The following is a 17,483-nucleotide window of genomic DNA, read 5'->3' on the forward strand; positions in this document are numbered from 1 at the left end:
TCTCCTGCTTGGATACTTTACGTCATTATTGCTTATTTTTTCTATTTCTACAACTGTTACGCTCATGATCATCTATATCACTTTCCCACATTTGCTGAATGGCTGCTTGAGTTGTATCTTCTGTTAGATCCGTCGCAAACTCCTCTACTCCAGTTAATGGTCCTGTATACTCAATCTTCGGCTGCTTTTTCATCGTAATCCCTTCCCTTGTTGTTAAATTTGATTATAGGATGCTACGAATGAGCCGAAACGATTCTGGAAGTTTAGAGGGGGCTGATAGTACCGCATGGGGGCAAGTACTGAAAGCTCACGGCGGCAATTGCGTCGGTGCGGCGTTGATTTGCGCTGGTCTGAGCGTTTATAGCGCTGCTCAGAGTGATATATGCGTCGGTGCAGCGGTGTATTGCGTCAGTTGCTCTTTATTGCGCCGGTTCAGGTACTGATTGCGTCATTCTGAAGAACAATTGTATCTACCTTCGTCATAATTGCGCCGGTCTGCATCGATCCGCCGGTCTGCATCGTGTCTCCATCTGCCTGGGCCTCCGCTCTTTCCACTCTGGTCCGAGCACTTCCCGCACTAACGACAAAAAAGCCCGCTTCCAGGGCTTTTTTGTACTAGAGAGGAGAATGCTTCATAAGAAAGGAGTTATATAATTTTTGGGGCGGTTAAGCCCCAAAATTGGTTAACGTAATTGGACTAACAGTCGTAACTATTAAACAACGTAGCGTTCTTCTTTAAGAACTTCCGCTGCAATTTCACGCTTAATGCTTACTACATTAATTGGCGTGTGGCGCGTTAATTTGCGCAGGATGGAAAGCATCGTACGAAGAGTATCTCCGCTTTCCATAGTTACTAATGATTCTTTCGCATGAGCTTCAATGCGGTTGAATGCTTCTTGGCAATACACTTGTGTCATGCGAAGCTTTTGAGCTGCTTTTTCTTCGCCAGACTTATTCATTTGCTTTTCTGTACGTAAGATCACAGACTCCATAGAGAAGACTTCGCTTACGATATCAGCCACATTTGAAAGAAGCTCTTGCTCGTGCTGAAGCTTTTGTTGATACTTCTGAGCTCCGGTACCAGCTACCATTAAGAAGATTTTCTTAGCCATGCCAAGCAAGTATTTCTCTTGTTCAAGAGGCGAGTCACCGATTTCTTGCGGCATCATCATCATTAACTCTTCTTGAAGCGCTGTTGCTTTTTGAAGAAGAGGAAGCTCGCCTTTCATAGCTTTACGCATGATCGTACCTGGTACAAGAAGACGGTTAATTTCATTTGTACCTTCAAAGATACGGTTAATACGAGAATCACGATAAATGCGCTCTACTTCGTATTCAGCCATGAAGCCGTAACCGCCGTGGATTTGAACAGCCTCATCGGCTACATAATCAAGCGTTTCAGAACCTGATACTTTATTTAAAGAACACTCAATCGCATATTCAGCAATTGCATTAGCAACGGCACGGCCGTCTTTTTGCTCTTCATCAGATAGTCCGCCAAGACGTTCTTCAAATAATCCGCCCGTACGATAGATGGAGCTTTCAGCAGCATATGTTGCTGTTGCCATGTTTGCTAGCTTTTCTTGGATTAAAGTGAATTTCCCAATTGGTGTTTTAAATTGCTTACGCTCGTTTGCATATTTAGCTGCAAGCTCTAACGCACGCTTTGAGCTTCCTACACAGCCTACTCCAAGCTTGTAACGACCAACGTTTAGGATATTGAAGGCAATGACATGGCCCTTGCCGATCTCACCAAGTACGTTTTCTTTTGGAACTAGTGCATCTTCTAGGATGAGTGTTCTAGTAGAAGATCCTTTGATCCCCATTTTCTTTTCTTCTGGACCAGTTGAAACGCCTTCGTAGTCTTTTTCTACGATAAATGCTGTGAACTGCTCACCGTCGATTTTTGCATAAACAACGAAGACATCAGCAAAGGCAGAGTTTGTAATCCATTGTTTTTCCCCATTTAATACATAGTGCGTTCCTGCTTCGTTTAGAACAGCAGTTGTTTTCGCACCTAGAGCATCAGAACCTGAGCTTGGCTCTGTTAGTGCATAAGCAGCAATGGTTTCACCGCTTGCCAGGCCAGGAAGGTACTTTGATTTTTGCTCGTGATTTCCAAAAAATACGATTGGAAGTGACCCGATTCCAACGTGTGCGCCGTGGCTTAATCCAAATGCACCGCCGCGAACAAATTTCTCAGAGATTAGAGATGAACTGATCTTATCAAGTCCTAAACCGCCGTATTCTTCAGGTACATCAGCACCAAGAAGTCCGATCTCACCAGCTTGCTTTAAAAGCCTTACTGTGTGCTCAAATTCGTGGTTTTCGATCTTTTCAAGATGAGGTACGACTTCTTTCACCGCAAACTCTTCCGTTGTACGGCCGATCATAATCTGCTCATCTGTAAAGTCCTCTGGAGTAAAGACCTTATCTGCCTCAATATCCTCTACTAAGAAGCTCCCGCCTTTTACGACACGTTCTGCTGTGTTACTCATCATAATTCCTCCCTTAATATATGTGATCTAATAATTGTCACCTATTAATTAACCAATTAATTCAAACACACCAGCAGCACCCATACCGCCGCCAATACACATCGTTACAACACCAAACTGCTCGCCGCGGCGCTTCATTTCATGCATCAATGACAGCATCAGCTTTGTACCAGAGCATCCAAGCGGATGGCCAAGAGCAATGGCTCCTCCGTTGACATTCACCTTATTTGTATCAAGCTCTAAATGACGAATAACTTGAAGTGATTGAGATGCGAATGCTTCATTTAATTCAAATAATCCAATATCAGAAATGTCTAAACCTGCTAGTTTAAGAGCTTTAGGAATCGCTTCTACCGGGCCAATCCCCATAATTTCAGGAGCAACACCTGCAACAGCAAAACTTCTAAACTTAAGCAGCGGCTGTAAACCGCTTGCTTCTGCTTCTTCACGGTCCATAAGAAGAACCGACGCTGCGCCATCACTCATTTGTGACGAGTTCCCAGCTGTTACAGACCCTTTTGGATGGAAAGCCGGACGAAGTTTCGCAAGGCCTTCAAGCGTTGTATCAAGACGAACACCTTCATCTGTATCAAATACAACCTTTTTCTCTTTTAATTTATTGTCAGGTCCAACTGCACGAAGCGTAACATCGACTGGTACAATTTCATCAGCAAAGCGATTCGCTTCAATCGCAGCCGCTGCTCGCTTATGACTCTCTACAGCGAAAGCATCCTGATCTTCGCGGCTGATGCCAAAACGATTCGCTACTTCTTCTGCGGTATATCCCATGCCCATGTAATACTCAGGCTGTTCTTCAACAAGCGTAGGGTTAGGAGCAATGACATGCCCGCCCATTGGGATCATACTCATTGATTCTGCACCGCCTGCAATGATCGCTTTTGAGTGGCCCAGCATAATGCGCTCAGCCCCGTAAGCAATACTTTGCAAACCTGATGAACAGTAACGGTTTATCGTAATAGCTGGTACTGTGTTAGGAAGTCCCGCAAGAGCAGAGATGCTTCTTGCGACGTTCATTCCTTGCTCAGCTTCTGGCATTGAGCAGCCAATAATCACATCATCTATTTGTGCTGGATCAAATCCTTCTGCACGTCTTAATGTTTCTTTTATCGTAAGAGCACCAAGATCATCTGGTCTCACATTTGCTAAAGTTCCACGCTTTGCTTTTCCGACTGGCGTACGAGCGCCAGCAACGATTACTGCTTCTCTCATTATCGTATCCCTCCTACCTGTTTGAATTAGTTACGTAACGGCTTTCCTTTTGTCAGCATGTATTGCATACGTTGTTGTGATTTCGGCTCACCAACAAGACTCAAGAACGCCTCACGCTCTAAATCAAGCAAGTATTGCTCATCCACAAGTGTTCCTTTAGGGACGCGGCCGCCCGCTAAGACGAATGCAAGCTTCTCGGCAATCTTTAAGTCGTGATCAGAAATCATGCCGCCAAACTTCATTGTTTTTGCTCCAAGCAACAGTGTCGCATAGCCTGTTTCACCAACTACAGGAATCTTCTTACGCTCTGGCGGACGATAGCCAGACTCTTCTAAGTGAATGACTTGCTGTTTCGCACGGTGAATGACGTGTTCCCCATTCATTACAACCCCGTCGCGTTCACTTAAGAAGCCATTTTCACGCGCTTCATGAGCCGATGTTGCCACTTTTGCCATCGCAATCGTTTCAAATGTTTTATTTGCGATTGCTTGAAGGTCAATTTGTGCTCCTTGCGGCAGGCTTTCAAGGTTGCGAAGGTACAATTCTTTGTTTCCTCCGCCGCCAGGAATGAGGCCGACGCCGACTTCAACAAGTCCCATATACGTTTCATGAGCTGCTTGAATGCTTGCAGAAGGCAGGCAGATCTCTGCTCCGCCGCCAAGCGTCATTCCAAACGGTCCTGTGACAACAGGCTTTGCTGAATAACGTACATTGGCCATCGCTTGCTGGAACTGACGGATAACTAAATCAATCTCAAAGAAATTATCATCTTGTGCTTCCATTAAGATCATCATTAAGTTCGCACCGACACAGAAGTTCTTTCCTTGGTTGCTGATCACAAGCCCTTTAAAGTTCTTTTCTACTTCTTCAATAGACTTATTAACCATTTGAATCACATCAAGGCCGATGGAATTGTTCGGTGAGTGGAATTCAAGCAATGCTACATCATCACCGATATCAATAAGTGATGCACCGCTGTTTTTCATTACCACATTGTCTGGCTTTAATGATTTCAGATGGATGTTTTTAGGGTTTGATTCCACCCCCTTATATTCACCCTGGTGGAAGTAGCTTGATCCTTTATAGAATGTTTCGTTTCCTGTCTCAAGCATTTCCTTTACCCAGCCAGGAACCGTTTCGCCTTCTGCTTCCATACGTTCAACAGACTTGGCCACACCGATCGCATCCCACATTTCAAATGGACCAAGCTCCCAGCCGAAGCCCCAGCGCATTGCTTCATCAACAGCTTTAATGTCATTTGCAATCTCATATGCTTTTTCAGCAGAGTATAATAAGGTTGGCTTCACTAAGTTCCAGATCAACTGTCCTGCACGATCATCTGCATAAGCAAGCACTTTTAATTTATCACCAGGCTTTTTCGCTTGTTTTGCTTGTTCTACAGAGGCTGCACGAAGCTTTTTACGCTCTTGGTATTCAAGCGTTACTGGATTAAGTTCTAAAATTTCTTTCCCCTTCTCCGTACGCTTTTGTACAAAGAAGCCTTGGCCACTCTTGCTTCCGAGCATGCCTTTTTCAGCCATTTCCTTCATAAATGCAGGCGGGTCAAATACGTCTTTTTCCGCACCCTCCACTTCGTCATACACATTTTTAGCAACGTGTAAGAATGTATCTAGTCCAACGACATCTAATGTACGGAACGTCGCACTCTTCGGACGGCCGATTAAAGGTCCTGTTACAGAGTCAATCTCTCCAACAGAGTACTCCCCTTTAAGCATTTCATTAGCTGTTACTAAAAGTCCGTAAGTTCCGATACGGTTTGCGATAAAGTTAGGTGTATCTTTACACTCAACCACGCCTTTACCAAGTGTATCTTCAGCAAACGCTTTCACAAATGACAGTACGTCTGGATTTGTTTTCTCTGTTGGAATCACTTCTAATAGCTTTAAGTAGCGCGGCGGGTTAAAGAAGTGCGTTCCAAGGAAATGTGCTTGGAAATCTTCTGAACGGCCTTCTGCCATTGCTTCAATGGAGATTCCGGATGTATTAGAAGTGACGATTGTACCAGGTGTACGAACCGCATCCACTTTTTCAAATAACTGACGTTTAATATCTAAGTTTTCAACGACTACTTCAATAATCCAATCAACTTCGCTAAGACGCGCTAGGTCATCTTCTAAGTTCCCTGGCTCAATGTATGTAGCAAGTGATTTAGTTGCAAGCGGAGCTGGTTTTTGTTTAGCCAGACGCTTAATTGACTCTGTACTGATACGATTACGAACGGCTTTGCTCTCAAGCGTTAAGCCCTTTGCTTCCTCTTGTGGTGTTAACTCTCTTGGAACAATGTCTAATAATAATGATGGGATTCCGATATTTGCAAGGTGAGCAGCAATTCCAGAGCCCATAACTCCCGATCCAATGACAGCTGCTTTTTTAATTTGTCTACCCATTGTTCTCCCCCTTAATCGTTAGTTCTGATTGATCCATTAGGATAAATGATTTGTCCAAGCCTTACCTTATATATGATTGCTGTTGATTTCATATGCAGGAAACCTACCGAATGAATACTCATTCATTATTTCCTCAAAAAAAAGGCAACGAGCAATTTGTCGTAACTTCTATCTTTATAATAAATGAATTGTCGTTCAGTTGCAATACATAATTCTGAAAATTATCATCTTTCTTATTGTTTGATCAAATATTATTAATTAAATGTTTGTTTAATGCCTTTTCATTTACTTCTCTACCCCTCGTATTTCCATTGTTTTGTAAACTGCCCTAGTTGTTCATAGCATATATCTCGCCCTGTTCCCTAACACTAAAGCTGTATCAAAAAGCTTGGTACGTAAGATGTTCTATGATAAAAAGGAGGTTTTCCTTATGCAACAACAACCAACACCACAACAGCAAGCTATGCAACAAGGAAACATGTCTCAATCACAAACGGGGCAAATGCAGTATCCTGAACCGCCGCAAGTGATTACAACAAAAGACTCTCTATATTTAAATGATATGCTTTCGTGGAATTTACTTGCCGCAAAAAAAGCCCATTTTTTTGCTGAGCAATGTCAGGACCAAGAGATTAAGCAAGCACTTGAGAAAGCTGGTATGATGCATCAGCAGCACTATGAGAAAATTTTAACGCATTTGCAGCCGACTCAAGCTCAATCAACTATTCCAATGCAGTAAGCTTTAGCATCAGTTAATTAGCATTAAGTTAATTAGGAGGAATCTCATATGAATCAACAGCAACAACAACAGCAAAACAAAATTAAAAATCCAGAGCTTCAAGTTCCTAAAAATACGCAAATGTCTGAGCGTGATTTCATTAACGATCAGCTTGCAACAGAAAAATACATGACGTCTTCTTACAGCATTGCTTTAAACGAAGCAAGCCACGCTGCTTTGTATCAGGACTTAGCCGGCATTTGCCAGCAAACGCAAGACTGTCAGCGCGATTTGTATAATGTGATGTTCCGAAAAGGATTCTATGCGCTAGAAGCTGCTGAAGCACAGAAAATGCAGCAAAGCTATCAACAATTCCAAGGCTACACAAACCAGCTTCCTTATGGAAATGGCAGCGGCAATCCTTCGATGAACTAAAAAAATAGAGCTGCCTTATAGCGGGCAGCTCATTTTTATTGGAATAACACAATTCCTCAGTGAAGCGATACAATTATGCTTTCAATTGACTCATTTTTCTTTGGAATGGGCGCAATTACAATGAATTGACGCAATTTAGTCATTAAGCGACGCAATCACTCGATGAACAAACGCAATCAGCTCACTTACTGACACATAAACGTCCAGAAATCATCCAATTAACTGCTTCCTCACCCTGCACCCGCATCTCATACAAAGCCGCTTATTATGCTTCTAATTGTTCTTTAATCTGAGTTACCAGCGGGTGGTCTGCAGATAATGAAGTCACTTTAGTAATCGTTTCTTCTAAGCCTTTTTCCTTCAGCATGCTCTGAATCTTAACGCTCTCTTCATCTGAAGGAACATCAAATTGAAATGCTGCGGCTGCCACTTTAACCAGATGAGGCGCCTTAATCCCACGATTATAAAGCTGCACAAGCGGCCCAATCAGCCTGTCAGAAGCACTTAGCTTTCGTAGGGGATTTCTTCCAACTCGCTCAACAGGATCTGACAGATGTACATTTTCAAATCGGCTGATGATTTTTTCGCGGTATTCCTTTAGTTCTGCACCATCAAATTGATACTTCTCTTCTAAGAGACGGCTCGTTTCTTTCAATACTTCCTCTAGTTCCTTACGAATCGATTGATCTGCCACCGCCTCTGCAATCGAAGGAATTCCTTTTGCAAATCCTACATACGCCAGGCAGGCATGGCCGGTATTCACTGTATACAGCTTTCGCTCAATATAAGGATTGAGTTCTTCTACATAGTTCACCCCTTGAAGACGCTCTCCTGTCTTCATGCCTTTTGCAGCCACAACCCATTCAAAGAAAGGCTCTACAAGTACATTTAATCCGTCTTTCGTTTGATTAGGAACAATTCGGTCTACAGCGGCATCGGGGAATCCAACGTTCGCTAAGATTGCTTCTTTTGCTTTATTGTCTTTCATCTCATCTAAGACATGTCCTTTTAACGTCGTTGATGCACCAATAGCATTCTCACACGCAATGACATCGACTGCACCAGCTCCTGCTTCCACTCGCTTTAGTAACCCTTTTGCAAGAATCGGTGCGATCATAGGAAGAATATTAACTCCAGCAGACACCGTAATTAAATCAGCTTTTGCTAACATATCTATGACCTCATCTGCTTGGGTTTGACTGTTCAACCCGTAAACATTTTTGATAAGGACCGTTTCTTCTTTTTCCTGAGCTAAACGAATGTAATACGATTTTTGCTCGTTTAACTGGTCAATTAAAGGCTGGGCGACATCAACAAAGCAAATGTCATAGCCATTTTTATGGAGTACTTCTCCAATAAAGCCTCGTCCAATATTTCCTGCTCCAAAGTGTACAGCAAGCATATTACTCAACCTCGTTGAAGAAGCTCATTAATTCTTCTTTTGAACCTGCATTTAAAATCTGCTGTAGTGTATCCTCTTCAGAGCATGTGATTGCAATATTTGATAGGATTGATAAGTGTTCATCCCCTTTACCTGCAATACCAATGACAAGCTTTACTTCGTTTCCATCCCAATCAATCGGCTGGTCTAGGAGCATAATCGTAATACCTGATTCGATCACTTCTTTTTTCGCATCTTCTGTTCCGTGCGGGATCGCTAAGAAGTTCCCCATATAAGTTGATGTCAGCTCCTCACGCTCCATCATTTTGTTTACATACTCTGCGTTGACATAGCCATTTTTATGAAGAAGCCCTCCCACAGTCTGAATCGCATCCTCCTTCGATTGCACATTCTCACCGTGTAAAATATTCTCTAGTTGTAATACTGCTTTAGCCATGTTTTATACACTCCTATTTTTGTAATTTAGTAATTAAATACTCTTTCAGCTTTTTCTCAAGCAAGGTAAAAATCTCTTGCTCATCCCCCGTTTCAAATTGACGGATGGATTCGCTGCTTTCTATGACAAGAGCACTAATGAAACTCATTAATTCAAGCCCTTCTCTATTCCATTCCAACGGGGCGAGCATCAATAAAATCCGTTTCACTTCAGTGTCTTCATTGTCCATTCCACGTAAAAGCATCGATTCTTCTAGCTCATGTACAGTAAACGTCGCAATGTCTACGGCATCACTTCGGGTGTGGAATAGAGCAAGCGTTGTTCCTGGAATGGCAAGGCCTCCTAGTTCTTCCCTTTTCATTAACGCATCTGCAACTAATTCGCTATTACGAACAAGTGAGCTGTCCTCCTGGTCTTTCGCTAATTGAATGATTAACTCATTCAGTGACTCACACACAGGCCAACTCTTTAATTTGAAATGAGATAACACTGAATTAATCAAGGAACTGAGCTGCTCGATATAACCGAGTTCACTCAAAACCGTTTCTTTCGCCCATTTGTCATCAGAAGCGCTCTCAGCATCTATTTGATGTTCCATCTGGCTTACCTCTTTAGCGTCAGCAGCCTGTTCTTTCGTCTTATTGTTTGTATTCCAATTGTATGAATGGATATACTGACGGATCCGGTCCACTTCTTTTTTAGATAAAAATGGATTAACGAGAAAATAAGGATCAATTGACATTAAGGGAACCGTTGAGATAACCACTGTATGGTCAGGAATCTGATCCTGGGTAATATCAAATGCTGACATATGCGTAATCCCCTGAATTTCCGGGATCTCTTTTTCAAGCCTTGTTGCTAAAAGCTTAGATGTCCCAATGCCGCTTGAACAAATGACAATCGCTTTTATCACAGCTTTCTTTTTTGATCGTTCGATGGCTGACCCAAAATGCATCACAAGATACCCAATCTCTTCATCTGGAAATGACCACGTCGGAAAAATTTCGACTACACATTCTTTGATCGTATTAAATAAAGGCGCGTAACCTTCTTTAATAGCAGGAAGCATCGAATTATAAATTTTCATTCCTTGCTCCATACGAAACAATGCAGGTTTTAAATGGCTGATCAACCCTTCTAACAATGAGTGATCATTGGTTAACGCGACTCCTGTGCGAACACCAACTGCTTCGATTAATTTCTTCGCCCGCATCGCAATATCAAGTGACGTTTCCTGAAAAAAGAAGCTGCCATCATCCCCTTGCTTAGCTCCGAGTAAATGCATTGCTACATAAGCGACCTCTATTTGAGGAATATCGATGGAAAAGGTTTCTTCGAGCTTTTTAACTAACCGTTTAGCTGCTTCATATTCCTTTGTTTTTAATACTTTTTCAAATCCCTCGGAATGCTTTTCAATTTTCTCGCCACGCTTGATACGATCAACTGCTAAGCTTAAATGAACAGCTAAACCAACATAGGAGACATCTGCAATCGGCTCCCCATCTCTCCGAAGCTCATGCAGCGTTTCCAGCACTTTTAAAATGACGTTTAGATCAATTAAATAAAGAAGCTTTTCAGACGCTTGTTCCCCAAGTTCACTTTTTAAGCGGTAAGACTCCAGGATAGACACCAGCTCTTCCTCGCTCACTTTGTCTGTAATCAACCGTCTGAGCGCCATTCGTTTTTTAGGTTCATCCCCTTGTATTTCAATCCCGTAACTGCGCTTGCGCACCATTTCAAGATCAAATGACTGCAGCCAATCATTGATTTTATTTAAATCATTGCTGATCGTAGCAATCGTTACACCAATTTCTTTGGCTAACGTAAACAGCTTCACCGGCTCTCGTTCTTGCAGGAGAATAGATAGGAGCAGCTGCTGCCGCTCCCAAGGTGTATACTCATTAGGCTCAGATTCTGTAATGAGCTCTTTTAACTCTATCTTTTTAGTATCTCTTCCGGTGAGCTTTAACCCAACACCCGACTGCCTTTCTAACGTCAGTTCATATTGAGTTAACATCTGCTCAATCCCTTGTATATCTCGATGGATCGTTCGTGTGCTGACATTTAACCGGTCGGCTATTTCCTTAATCGTGATGCCTTGTTCGGCTTCGATTAAATACTGAATGATATGTCTTTCCCTTGCTGACAAATACATTGAATCACCCCCGTTCATCCGGCGAGTTTTTTATTCGTCACCCTTTAATTCATTGACAATCTCATCGTACTTTGCACCATTCATAAAGTTTTCAACGGAAATATGCGTTTTATTCGGCTGCTTTTGTTTTGCGCGATCCGTTAAATCTTTATGAGTAATAATTAAATCAGCATCATCTGGAATCTGATTAATTGCTTTATTTGTTACTTCAATTGATAGCCCTGCTTTGTTCACTTTATTTCGCAAGATCGAGGCTCCCATCGCACTCGATCCCATACCGGCATCACATGCAAAGATGATCTTATTAATCTTGCTGCGGTCAAGTTTTCCTGCTTGATCAGCAGTTGTTGTTACTTCTTCTGTTGTTTCAGATGTTGATTCAGCTGTTAAAGCGCCGCTGACACTGCTTTTCTTGCCCTTCATATCTTCCATTTTTGACGTTGCTTCTTCTAAGCCATCTTCGTCATCTTTTGAACTTTTTAAAATAAGAGATGCGACAGCAAACGAAACAGCTGTTGCCACAATGACACCTAACAGCACTCCTAAATGATCCCCGCGAGGCGTCATCAGCATGTAAGCAATAATACTTCCCGGTGATGGTACGGCTACTAATCCTACGTTAAACAACATGAATGTGAATACACCGCTCGCACCGCCGGCAATGGCTGCTAATAAAAGCATCGGCTTCATTAAGATGTACGGGAAGTAGATTTCGTGAATCCCCCCAAAGAAGTGAATCACTGCCGCTCCACCAGAAGAATACTTCGCTGCTCCTCTTCCAAACACTAAGAAGGCAAGTAAAATCCCAAGACCAGGACCAGGGTTAGACTCTAGCATAAATAGAATTGACTTCCCTGTTTCTGTGGCTTCTTGAATACCTAATGGCCCAAGGATACCGTGGTTAATGGCATTGTTTAAAAATAATACTTTCGCTGGTTCAACAAAAATACTCGCAATCGGGAGCATTCCAGCATCTACAATGACACGTACACCTGCTGCTAAAATACCATTAAAGGCTAAGACAATTGGACCTACCCCAAGATAAGCAAGCAGTGTGAGAAATAACCCGACAAATCCAGCCGTAAAGTTATTGACCAGCATTTCAAATCCAGAGCGTACTTTTCCTTCAAATAATTGATCGACCTTCTTAATCGCATATCCGCCAAGCGGCCCCATAATCATCGCACCGATAAACATCGGAATATCTGCACCGACGATCACACCCATGGCAGCTGTTGCTCCGACTACCCCTCCACGTGCGTCATAGACCATCTTACCCCCTGTAAACGCAATCAATAATGGAAGTAAATATATAATCATTGGATCAACCAGCTGAACTAAATTTTCATTAGGCATCCATCCGGTTTCTATAAATAGGGCTGTAATAATCCCCCAAGCAATAAATGCTCCTATATTAGGCATAATCATGCCGCTTAAATAACTGCCAAATCGCTGAATCTTTGCTTTTACACCAGCGTTTTTACTTTGTTCGTTTGGCATGTTCATTCCTCCCCCAAAAAGTAATAAATCTTATACTCTAATAGTAAAGCGCTCTCATAGGCTTCTCAACACTATCTAAATGCAATTTCGTCAATGTCCTTAGTGACAAAATTAAAAACATCTTTTGGAAAACACCATCAGTATTATTTATTTAATCTTATTATTGACAAATATTTGTAACCGTAATATGGTTAGTTACATAAGTAATGAACCAAGGAGGTAATGATGGAGCGATTCGATGACTCACGGCCCATCTTTTTGCAAATTGCTGAAAAGATCGCTGATAACATTATCCATGATGAACTAGCAGAAGGCGCTCAAGTTCCTTCTACAAATCAATTTGCTAAACATTATCAAATTAATCCTGCCACAGCCGCAAAAGGGATCAATCTTTTAGTAGAGCAAGGAATATTATTTAAACGAAGGGGTGTAGGTATGTTTGTTGCAGAAGGTGCCAGAGAGAAACTGCTTGAGGAACGCAGGCAAAAGTTCAGTAATGACTTTATTACCCCGCTGCTTCATGAGGCAGCAAAACTCCAGTTATCAAAAGAGGCTATTATTGAGATGATCAACAAGGGAGGAAAATAAATGAACACGAATATCGTATTAAATGACGTGTCTAAGAGAATAAAGAAAGAAACCATCATTGACTCTATTTCATGTACGTTTGAAGAGAACCGGATTTATGGACTGCTTGGTCGAAATGGTGCAGGGAAAACAACATTGATGAAATTGATGACTGGTAAGTCCCTTCCTTCCGCGGGCTCCATCCTTATTGACGGGGAGACACCATTTGATAACCCTGCTATTCAATCAAAAATCTGTTTTATAAAAGAGAGCGGTAATTTTAAGGCTGCGATGAAAGTGAAAGATGTATTGAAGATTGCTCCGGCATACTTTCCAATGCTTGACCAGGATGCCGCTATGGAGTACCTGAACATCTTTAATCTGCCTTTAGAGAAGAAAGTATCTCAATTATCAAAAGGTATGACTTCAGCTCTTGGAATTTCTATCGGTATTGCCAGCAGAGCCCCTCTCACAATCTTTGATGAACCGTATATCGGTATGGATGCAGCAGCAAGACAAACCTTCTATGATTTGCTGCTCGATGATTACACTACTCACCCAAGAACAATCATACTCTCCACTCACTTAATTGATGAAGTGAGCAATTTATTTCAAGATATCTACCTAATCAATCATGGACGGCTTGCTTTATCAGAAAGCGTAGAGGAATTAAAGGAAAAGACGTATGTCCTGCGTGGATCTAGAGAAGCAATCGCCCCGCTGCTTAGTGAGGTTAAACTATTGAGTGAGTCGTCTTTTATCGGCGAATACTCGGCCACTGTATATGACCCTGATCTAGTGCTTGACGCGCTGCCTCCATCGATCGAGAAAAAGAGACTGACTCTGCAGCAATCTATGGTCATGCTTACGGACGAAAAAAAGGAGGCAAAAATATGAGCCAATTTACTGCACAAAGCACGATGATCATGTCTGATTTAAAAAAGAGCTTCATCACCTTCTGGGCGATTTTGACAGGGTTTGTTCTCTTCTTCCTTTTACTCGTATTATTTCTTGGAATACCTAATATGATTGTGATGACAAATGCTCCAATGTATGTGTTCCTTGCTATTTTTGGCTACAGATTATTAAGCGCTGGTGATTTTGAACATGCGATTCACTTAGGAACGACAAGAAAGGCATTTGTTTTCAATGTGACGATTTTCACTTTGCTGCTTAGTCTTGTATTCTCTCTCATTAATCAACTCTACATTTTCTTTATCGATGTAATTCAATCGTTTCTTATTCAAAGTGAAATTACGTTTTTCACGTGGGATTCCGTTCTTTCTTCCGGTAATGAATTTTGGGTAAATCTAGTGGCTGATGGATTAATTATGAGTATGCTTGGAATGCTTTTATTCTTCCTTGCCTCCTTGCAAGTGAGGTTTGGTCAATGGGCTATGCTGTCTGTTGTAGCAGCTTCCGTGCTCTTATTATTTATCCCGGCGATTCATACACCAATCATTGATTGGATGATCACTTTACCAAACAGCGGTACGTTTATAACAGAATTTCTTGTTATGCTTGCACTAACTTTTGTTCTAGGAGTCATAAGCTATTTCAGTCTATCAAAAGCTTCCATCTAAAAACTTTTCCATATCAAAGACGATTCTCCATCATAGGAGGATCGTCTTATTTTCGGTTAAAATGTTTAGGATCTTTCTATATGGGAACAGACTACTGTACACCAAAATTTGGATCAGGAGGTTTTATAAAATGAACGAAAACAAAATTGAGAGTGAAGTTCAACAATCTATTCCTGAAGAAAAAGAAGAGATCCTGCAAAACTTTGAGCAGTTTAAGGATTACTTAGGTGACAAAGTAGCAAAAGGTGAAAAATTAGGCATGAGCGAAGAGACACTGGCAAAGTATGCTGAAAAAGTCGGCGATTACCTCGCTGCAAAAGAAGACCCTAGAAACCGTGAAGAAAAGCTTCTTCAAGAGCTATGGCAATTAGGTGATCAAGAACAGCGTCATCATCTAGCACATATGCTTGTACGATTGGCACAATCTACAAACTAATAAAAAGGCTGTCCTCTAGCGGGCAGCCTTTTTAGTTTGACTTTAGACAATGCCCTAAATAAAGTCAATGAATTTCCTCATTCACTCGACACAATCCCACCAAATATTCCCTATCCAAAAGGATAATAGATGCGTATAATTAGGTAGAAATCACTACAGTACGGATGTGAAAATTTTGATCCAATCAATTCTAGCTAATATTTCAATTCTATTATTTATGCACCTCTGTATTCAGAGCCTCTATTTTAAAGAGAAAAATATAACTGAACTCAAGTTTGAAAAATCATTTATGCATGTCTTGATTATTTCAAGTGCAATCATTGCAATGTTTTATATGCCAATTTTTATTGATGAGTTCAGGTTTGATTTGCGTACGATTCCAATAACGATTTTAGCAATCCTGCATGGACCTTTGCTCGCTATTCCAACGCTGATCATCACATCTATTTGGCGCTTCGCAGTTATAGGAGGACCCGGGGCTGTGCCTGGGGTTATTTTCGGATTAATGATTCCGACGTTTATCGCATTAGGAGTGTTTCACCTAAAAAAAGCGCCTTTAACGTATATGAAAGGCTTCTTCTTATACACTTTATTTTGGTTAATTTGTGATCTGCCGATTATTTTCTTTGTTCCAAACGGTCTTGAAGCATTTCAGGATTTTTGGCTCATCCGCTTCGTTTCATTTCATTTAGGCGCATTTACGTTGTTTTACTTTATTACACTTAGCTACCGAAATCTTGAGCTTATGGATAAGCTTAAACATTATGCCGATCATGACCCTTTGACAGGTCTTTATAATGTAAGGAAGTTTTCTGAGATGATTCGCGAGAAAAAGTCGGCAGGCTCTTCATATATTGCGATGCTCGATATTGACCATTTTAAAAGTATTAACGATTCGAATGGACACCCAAGCGGTGATAAAGTGTTAAAAGACCTTGCTTCAATTCTTACGTTATATTCATCAAACCATTTGCTTTGTGCAAGGTATGGCGGAGAAGAATTTATTCTGTGTATCGAAGCTTCTTCTATTAGAGATGCCTATGTGGCCGCAGATCTTATTAGAGAGAAAGTAGAGTCTTTTCCTTTTCAGAACATTGAAGGGGAGAAAATCGGCAGGGTAACCATCTCGGTCGGTATAGCCCGCCTAGAGGCTCCTGATCAGTTAAATGAAGCTATTGAAGCTGCAGATAGACAGCTTTATACTGCTAAAACAGAAGGACGAAACCGGGTAAACATTAAAAAAGGACATTCTCATACTGCGAGCAGTTAACCGCATATTTCTATGATGATCTGCACACCCTAACCTTCAGTTAAAGGAGGGGTATAGATGAACTCACTACGCGCACAAGAGATTGCCGCATCACCAGTTATGGCTAACGTCATGTACAACGAACAGGCTGTGTATATTCAACATGTGGATGAAGGCGCACAAATGGCTAGAATTTATCCGCTGAACGAGCCGAATAATGAGCAGGACGTACCATTATCACAGCTGGTAGAGCAGTAAGAACTGATAGCAAGCCGCCTATCATTAGGTGTTATCTCGGCTCCTAGGCACTCGTTTCCTGCGGGCAGCCTCGGAGTCTTTTATCAATAGAGTGAGAATATAGTTAAACAATTTCATCATTAAAAACACCTGTTCATTGATCTTTGCAAACGAAGCCCTAGACACCAGCTTTTTTTACGTTGAACTGAATTATAACAAAATCAATCCACTTGAGAATTACCAAAGCAATAACTTAGCGGATGAAATTACGTAGACTTCTGCAGGGACTAGAGCAGGGGTGAGATCCCACAGGGCAAAGCCCGAGGAAGCTCACTAGCTCCCCGCGAAAAGCGAAGTATATGTCAGGAGCGGCGAGCTTAGTATGCATAGAAAATATTTCAAATAAGAAAACCATAGGGAGATTTTAGTCTCCCTATGGTTTTCTTATTATTCATCTGTTTGCTTTTTTTTCAAATACTCCGCACGTATTTTTTCGAGTCGCTTTTTTTTATCCAATTTAGCAGGCTTCTGCTTTTCATGAAACTTTGTTACAGCTGCCTTACCTTTGGCATCCAATTGATATTTCCCCACTTTGTTCACCTACTTTTCTTGTCTTCAAAGAGAATCTA

At 41.5% G+C, this 17,483-nt stretch carries 17 protein-coding genes; 8 read left to right on the forward strand and 9 right to left on the reverse strand.

Annotation, left to right across the window (positions count from 1 at the left end; genetic code table 11):
* Positions 1–25: 25 nt before the first annotated feature.
* The 4 genes from PQ478_RS18480 to PQ478_RS18495 form a co-directional block, all read right to left on the reverse strand.
* Entirely contained in the window at positions 26–193 is a 168-nt protein-coding gene (locus PQ478_RS18480; protein WP_012960356.1) for a hypothetical protein, read from the reverse strand.
* 520 nt (positions 194–713) lie between these two features.
* The gene (locus PQ478_RS18485; RefSeq protein WP_022629046.1) at positions 714–2,498 is read right to left on the reverse strand and encodes an acyl-CoA dehydrogenase FadE; all 1,785 of its coding nucleotides are present in this window, start codon (positions 2,496–2,498) and stop codon (positions 714–716) included.
* Between the two features lie 48 nt (positions 2,499–2,546).
* The gene (locus PQ478_RS18490; RefSeq protein WP_289235112.1) at positions 2,547–3,728 is read right to left on the reverse strand and encodes an acetyl-CoA C-acetyltransferase; all 1,182 of its coding nucleotides are present in this window, start codon (positions 3,726–3,728) and stop codon (positions 2,547–2,549) included.
* Positions 3,729–3,754: 26 nt separating this feature from the next.
* Positions 3,755–6,136, reverse strand: coding sequence for a 3-hydroxyacyl-CoA dehydrogenase/enoyl-CoA hydratase family protein (locus PQ478_RS18495; protein WP_012960359.1), 2,382 nt, complete (start codon positions 6,134–6,136; stop codon positions 3,755–3,757).
* Positions 6,137–6,566: 430 nt separating this feature from the next.
* Between PQ478_RS18495 and PQ478_RS18500 the strand changes: the two genes are divergently transcribed.
* Both PQ478_RS18500 and PQ478_RS18505 read left to right on the forward strand, forming a co-directional pair.
* A complete protein-coding gene (locus PQ478_RS18500; protein WP_022629048.1) occupies positions 6,567–6,875 on the forward strand; it encodes a hypothetical protein in 309 nt (102 codons plus the stop codon).
* 48 nt (positions 6,876–6,923) lie between these two features.
* The gene (locus PQ478_RS18505) at positions 6,924–7,289 is read left to right on the forward strand and encodes a spore coat protein (RefSeq protein ID WP_289235113.1); all 366 of its coding nucleotides are present in this window, start codon (positions 6,924–6,926) and stop codon (positions 7,287–7,289) included.
* 265 nt (positions 7,290–7,554) lie between these two features.
* Here PQ478_RS18505 and PQ478_RS18510 read toward each other — a convergent pair whose 3' ends face one another.
* Genes PQ478_RS18510 through PQ478_RS18525 form a run of 4 tightly spaced genes read right to left on the reverse strand, consistent with a single transcriptional unit; the run spans position 7,555 to position 12,782 of the window.
* Entirely contained in the window at positions 7,555–8,691 is a 1,137-nt protein-coding gene (locus PQ478_RS18510; protein ID WP_289235114.1) for a mannitol-1-phosphate 5-dehydrogenase, read from the reverse strand.
* Position 8,692: 1 nt separating this feature from the next.
* Complete coding sequence (locus tag PQ478_RS18515) at positions 8,693–9,127, reverse strand: PTS mannitol transporter subunit IIA (RefSeq protein ID WP_012960363.1); 435 nt, start codon at positions 9,125–9,127, stop codon at positions 8,693–8,695.
* Between the two features lie 13 nt (positions 9,128–9,140).
* The gene (locus PQ478_RS18520; protein WP_289235115.1) at positions 9,141–11,282 is read right to left on the reverse strand and encodes a BglG family transcription antiterminator; all 2,142 of its coding nucleotides are present in this window, start codon (positions 11,280–11,282) and stop codon (positions 9,141–9,143) included.
* 30 nt (positions 11,283–11,312) lie between these two features.
* Entirely contained in the window at positions 11,313–12,782 is a 1,470-nt protein-coding gene (locus tag PQ478_RS18525) for a PTS mannitol transporter subunit IIBC (RefSeq protein ID WP_289235116.1), read from the reverse strand.
* A gap of 222 nt (positions 12,783–13,004) precedes the next feature.
* On the opposite strand from PQ478_RS18525, the gene PQ478_RS18530 reads away from it, so the two are divergent.
* The 6 genes from PQ478_RS18530 to PQ478_RS18555 all read left to right on the forward strand — a co-directional run bounded on the left by PQ478_RS18530 (position 13,005) and on the right by PQ478_RS18555 (position 16,875).
* On the forward strand, positions 13,005–13,370 hold the full coding sequence (locus PQ478_RS18530; RefSeq protein WP_289235117.1) for a GntR family transcriptional regulator: 366 nt from the start codon (positions 13,005–13,007) through the stop codon (positions 13,368–13,370).
* A complete protein-coding gene (locus PQ478_RS18535) occupies positions 13,371–14,246 on the forward strand; it encodes an ABC transporter ATP-binding protein (protein WP_289235118.1) in 876 nt (291 codons plus the stop codon).
* A complete protein-coding gene (locus tag PQ478_RS18540) occupies positions 14,243–14,932 on the forward strand; it encodes a hypothetical protein (protein WP_289235119.1) in 690 nt (229 codons plus the stop codon). Before PQ478_RS18535 ends, PQ478_RS18540 begins: the two co-directional genes overlap by 4 nt.
* Before the next feature lie 130 nt (positions 14,933–15,062).
* Positions 15,063–15,368 (forward strand): DUF3243 domain-containing protein, encoded by a 306-nt coding sequence (locus tag PQ478_RS18545; protein ID WP_012960369.1) that lies wholly within the window; start codon positions 15,063–15,065, stop codon positions 15,366–15,368.
* Between the two features lie 175 nt (positions 15,369–15,543).
* Positions 15,544–16,638, forward strand: coding sequence for a diguanylate cyclase (locus PQ478_RS18550; protein WP_289235120.1), 1,095 nt, complete (start codon positions 15,544–15,546; stop codon positions 16,636–16,638).
* 57 nt (positions 16,639–16,695) lie between these two features.
* A complete protein-coding gene (locus tag PQ478_RS18555) occupies positions 16,696–16,875 on the forward strand; it encodes a small acid-soluble spore protein H (protein ID WP_012960371.1) in 180 nt (59 codons plus the stop codon).
* Positions 16,876–17,301: 426 nt separating this feature from the next.
* On the opposite strand, the gene PQ478_RS18560 is transcribed toward PQ478_RS18555, so the two are convergent.
* A complete protein-coding gene (locus tag PQ478_RS18560) occupies positions 17,302–17,445 on the reverse strand; it encodes a hypothetical protein (RefSeq protein ID WP_289235121.1) in 144 nt (47 codons plus the stop codon).
* Between the last annotated feature and the right edge of the window lie 38 nt (positions 17,446–17,483).

The organism is Alkalihalophilus pseudofirmus, from assembly GCF_029094545.1.
GTDB lineage: Bacteria > Bacillota > Bacilli > Bacillales > Bacillaceae_D > Alkalihalophilus > Alkalihalophilus pseudofirmus.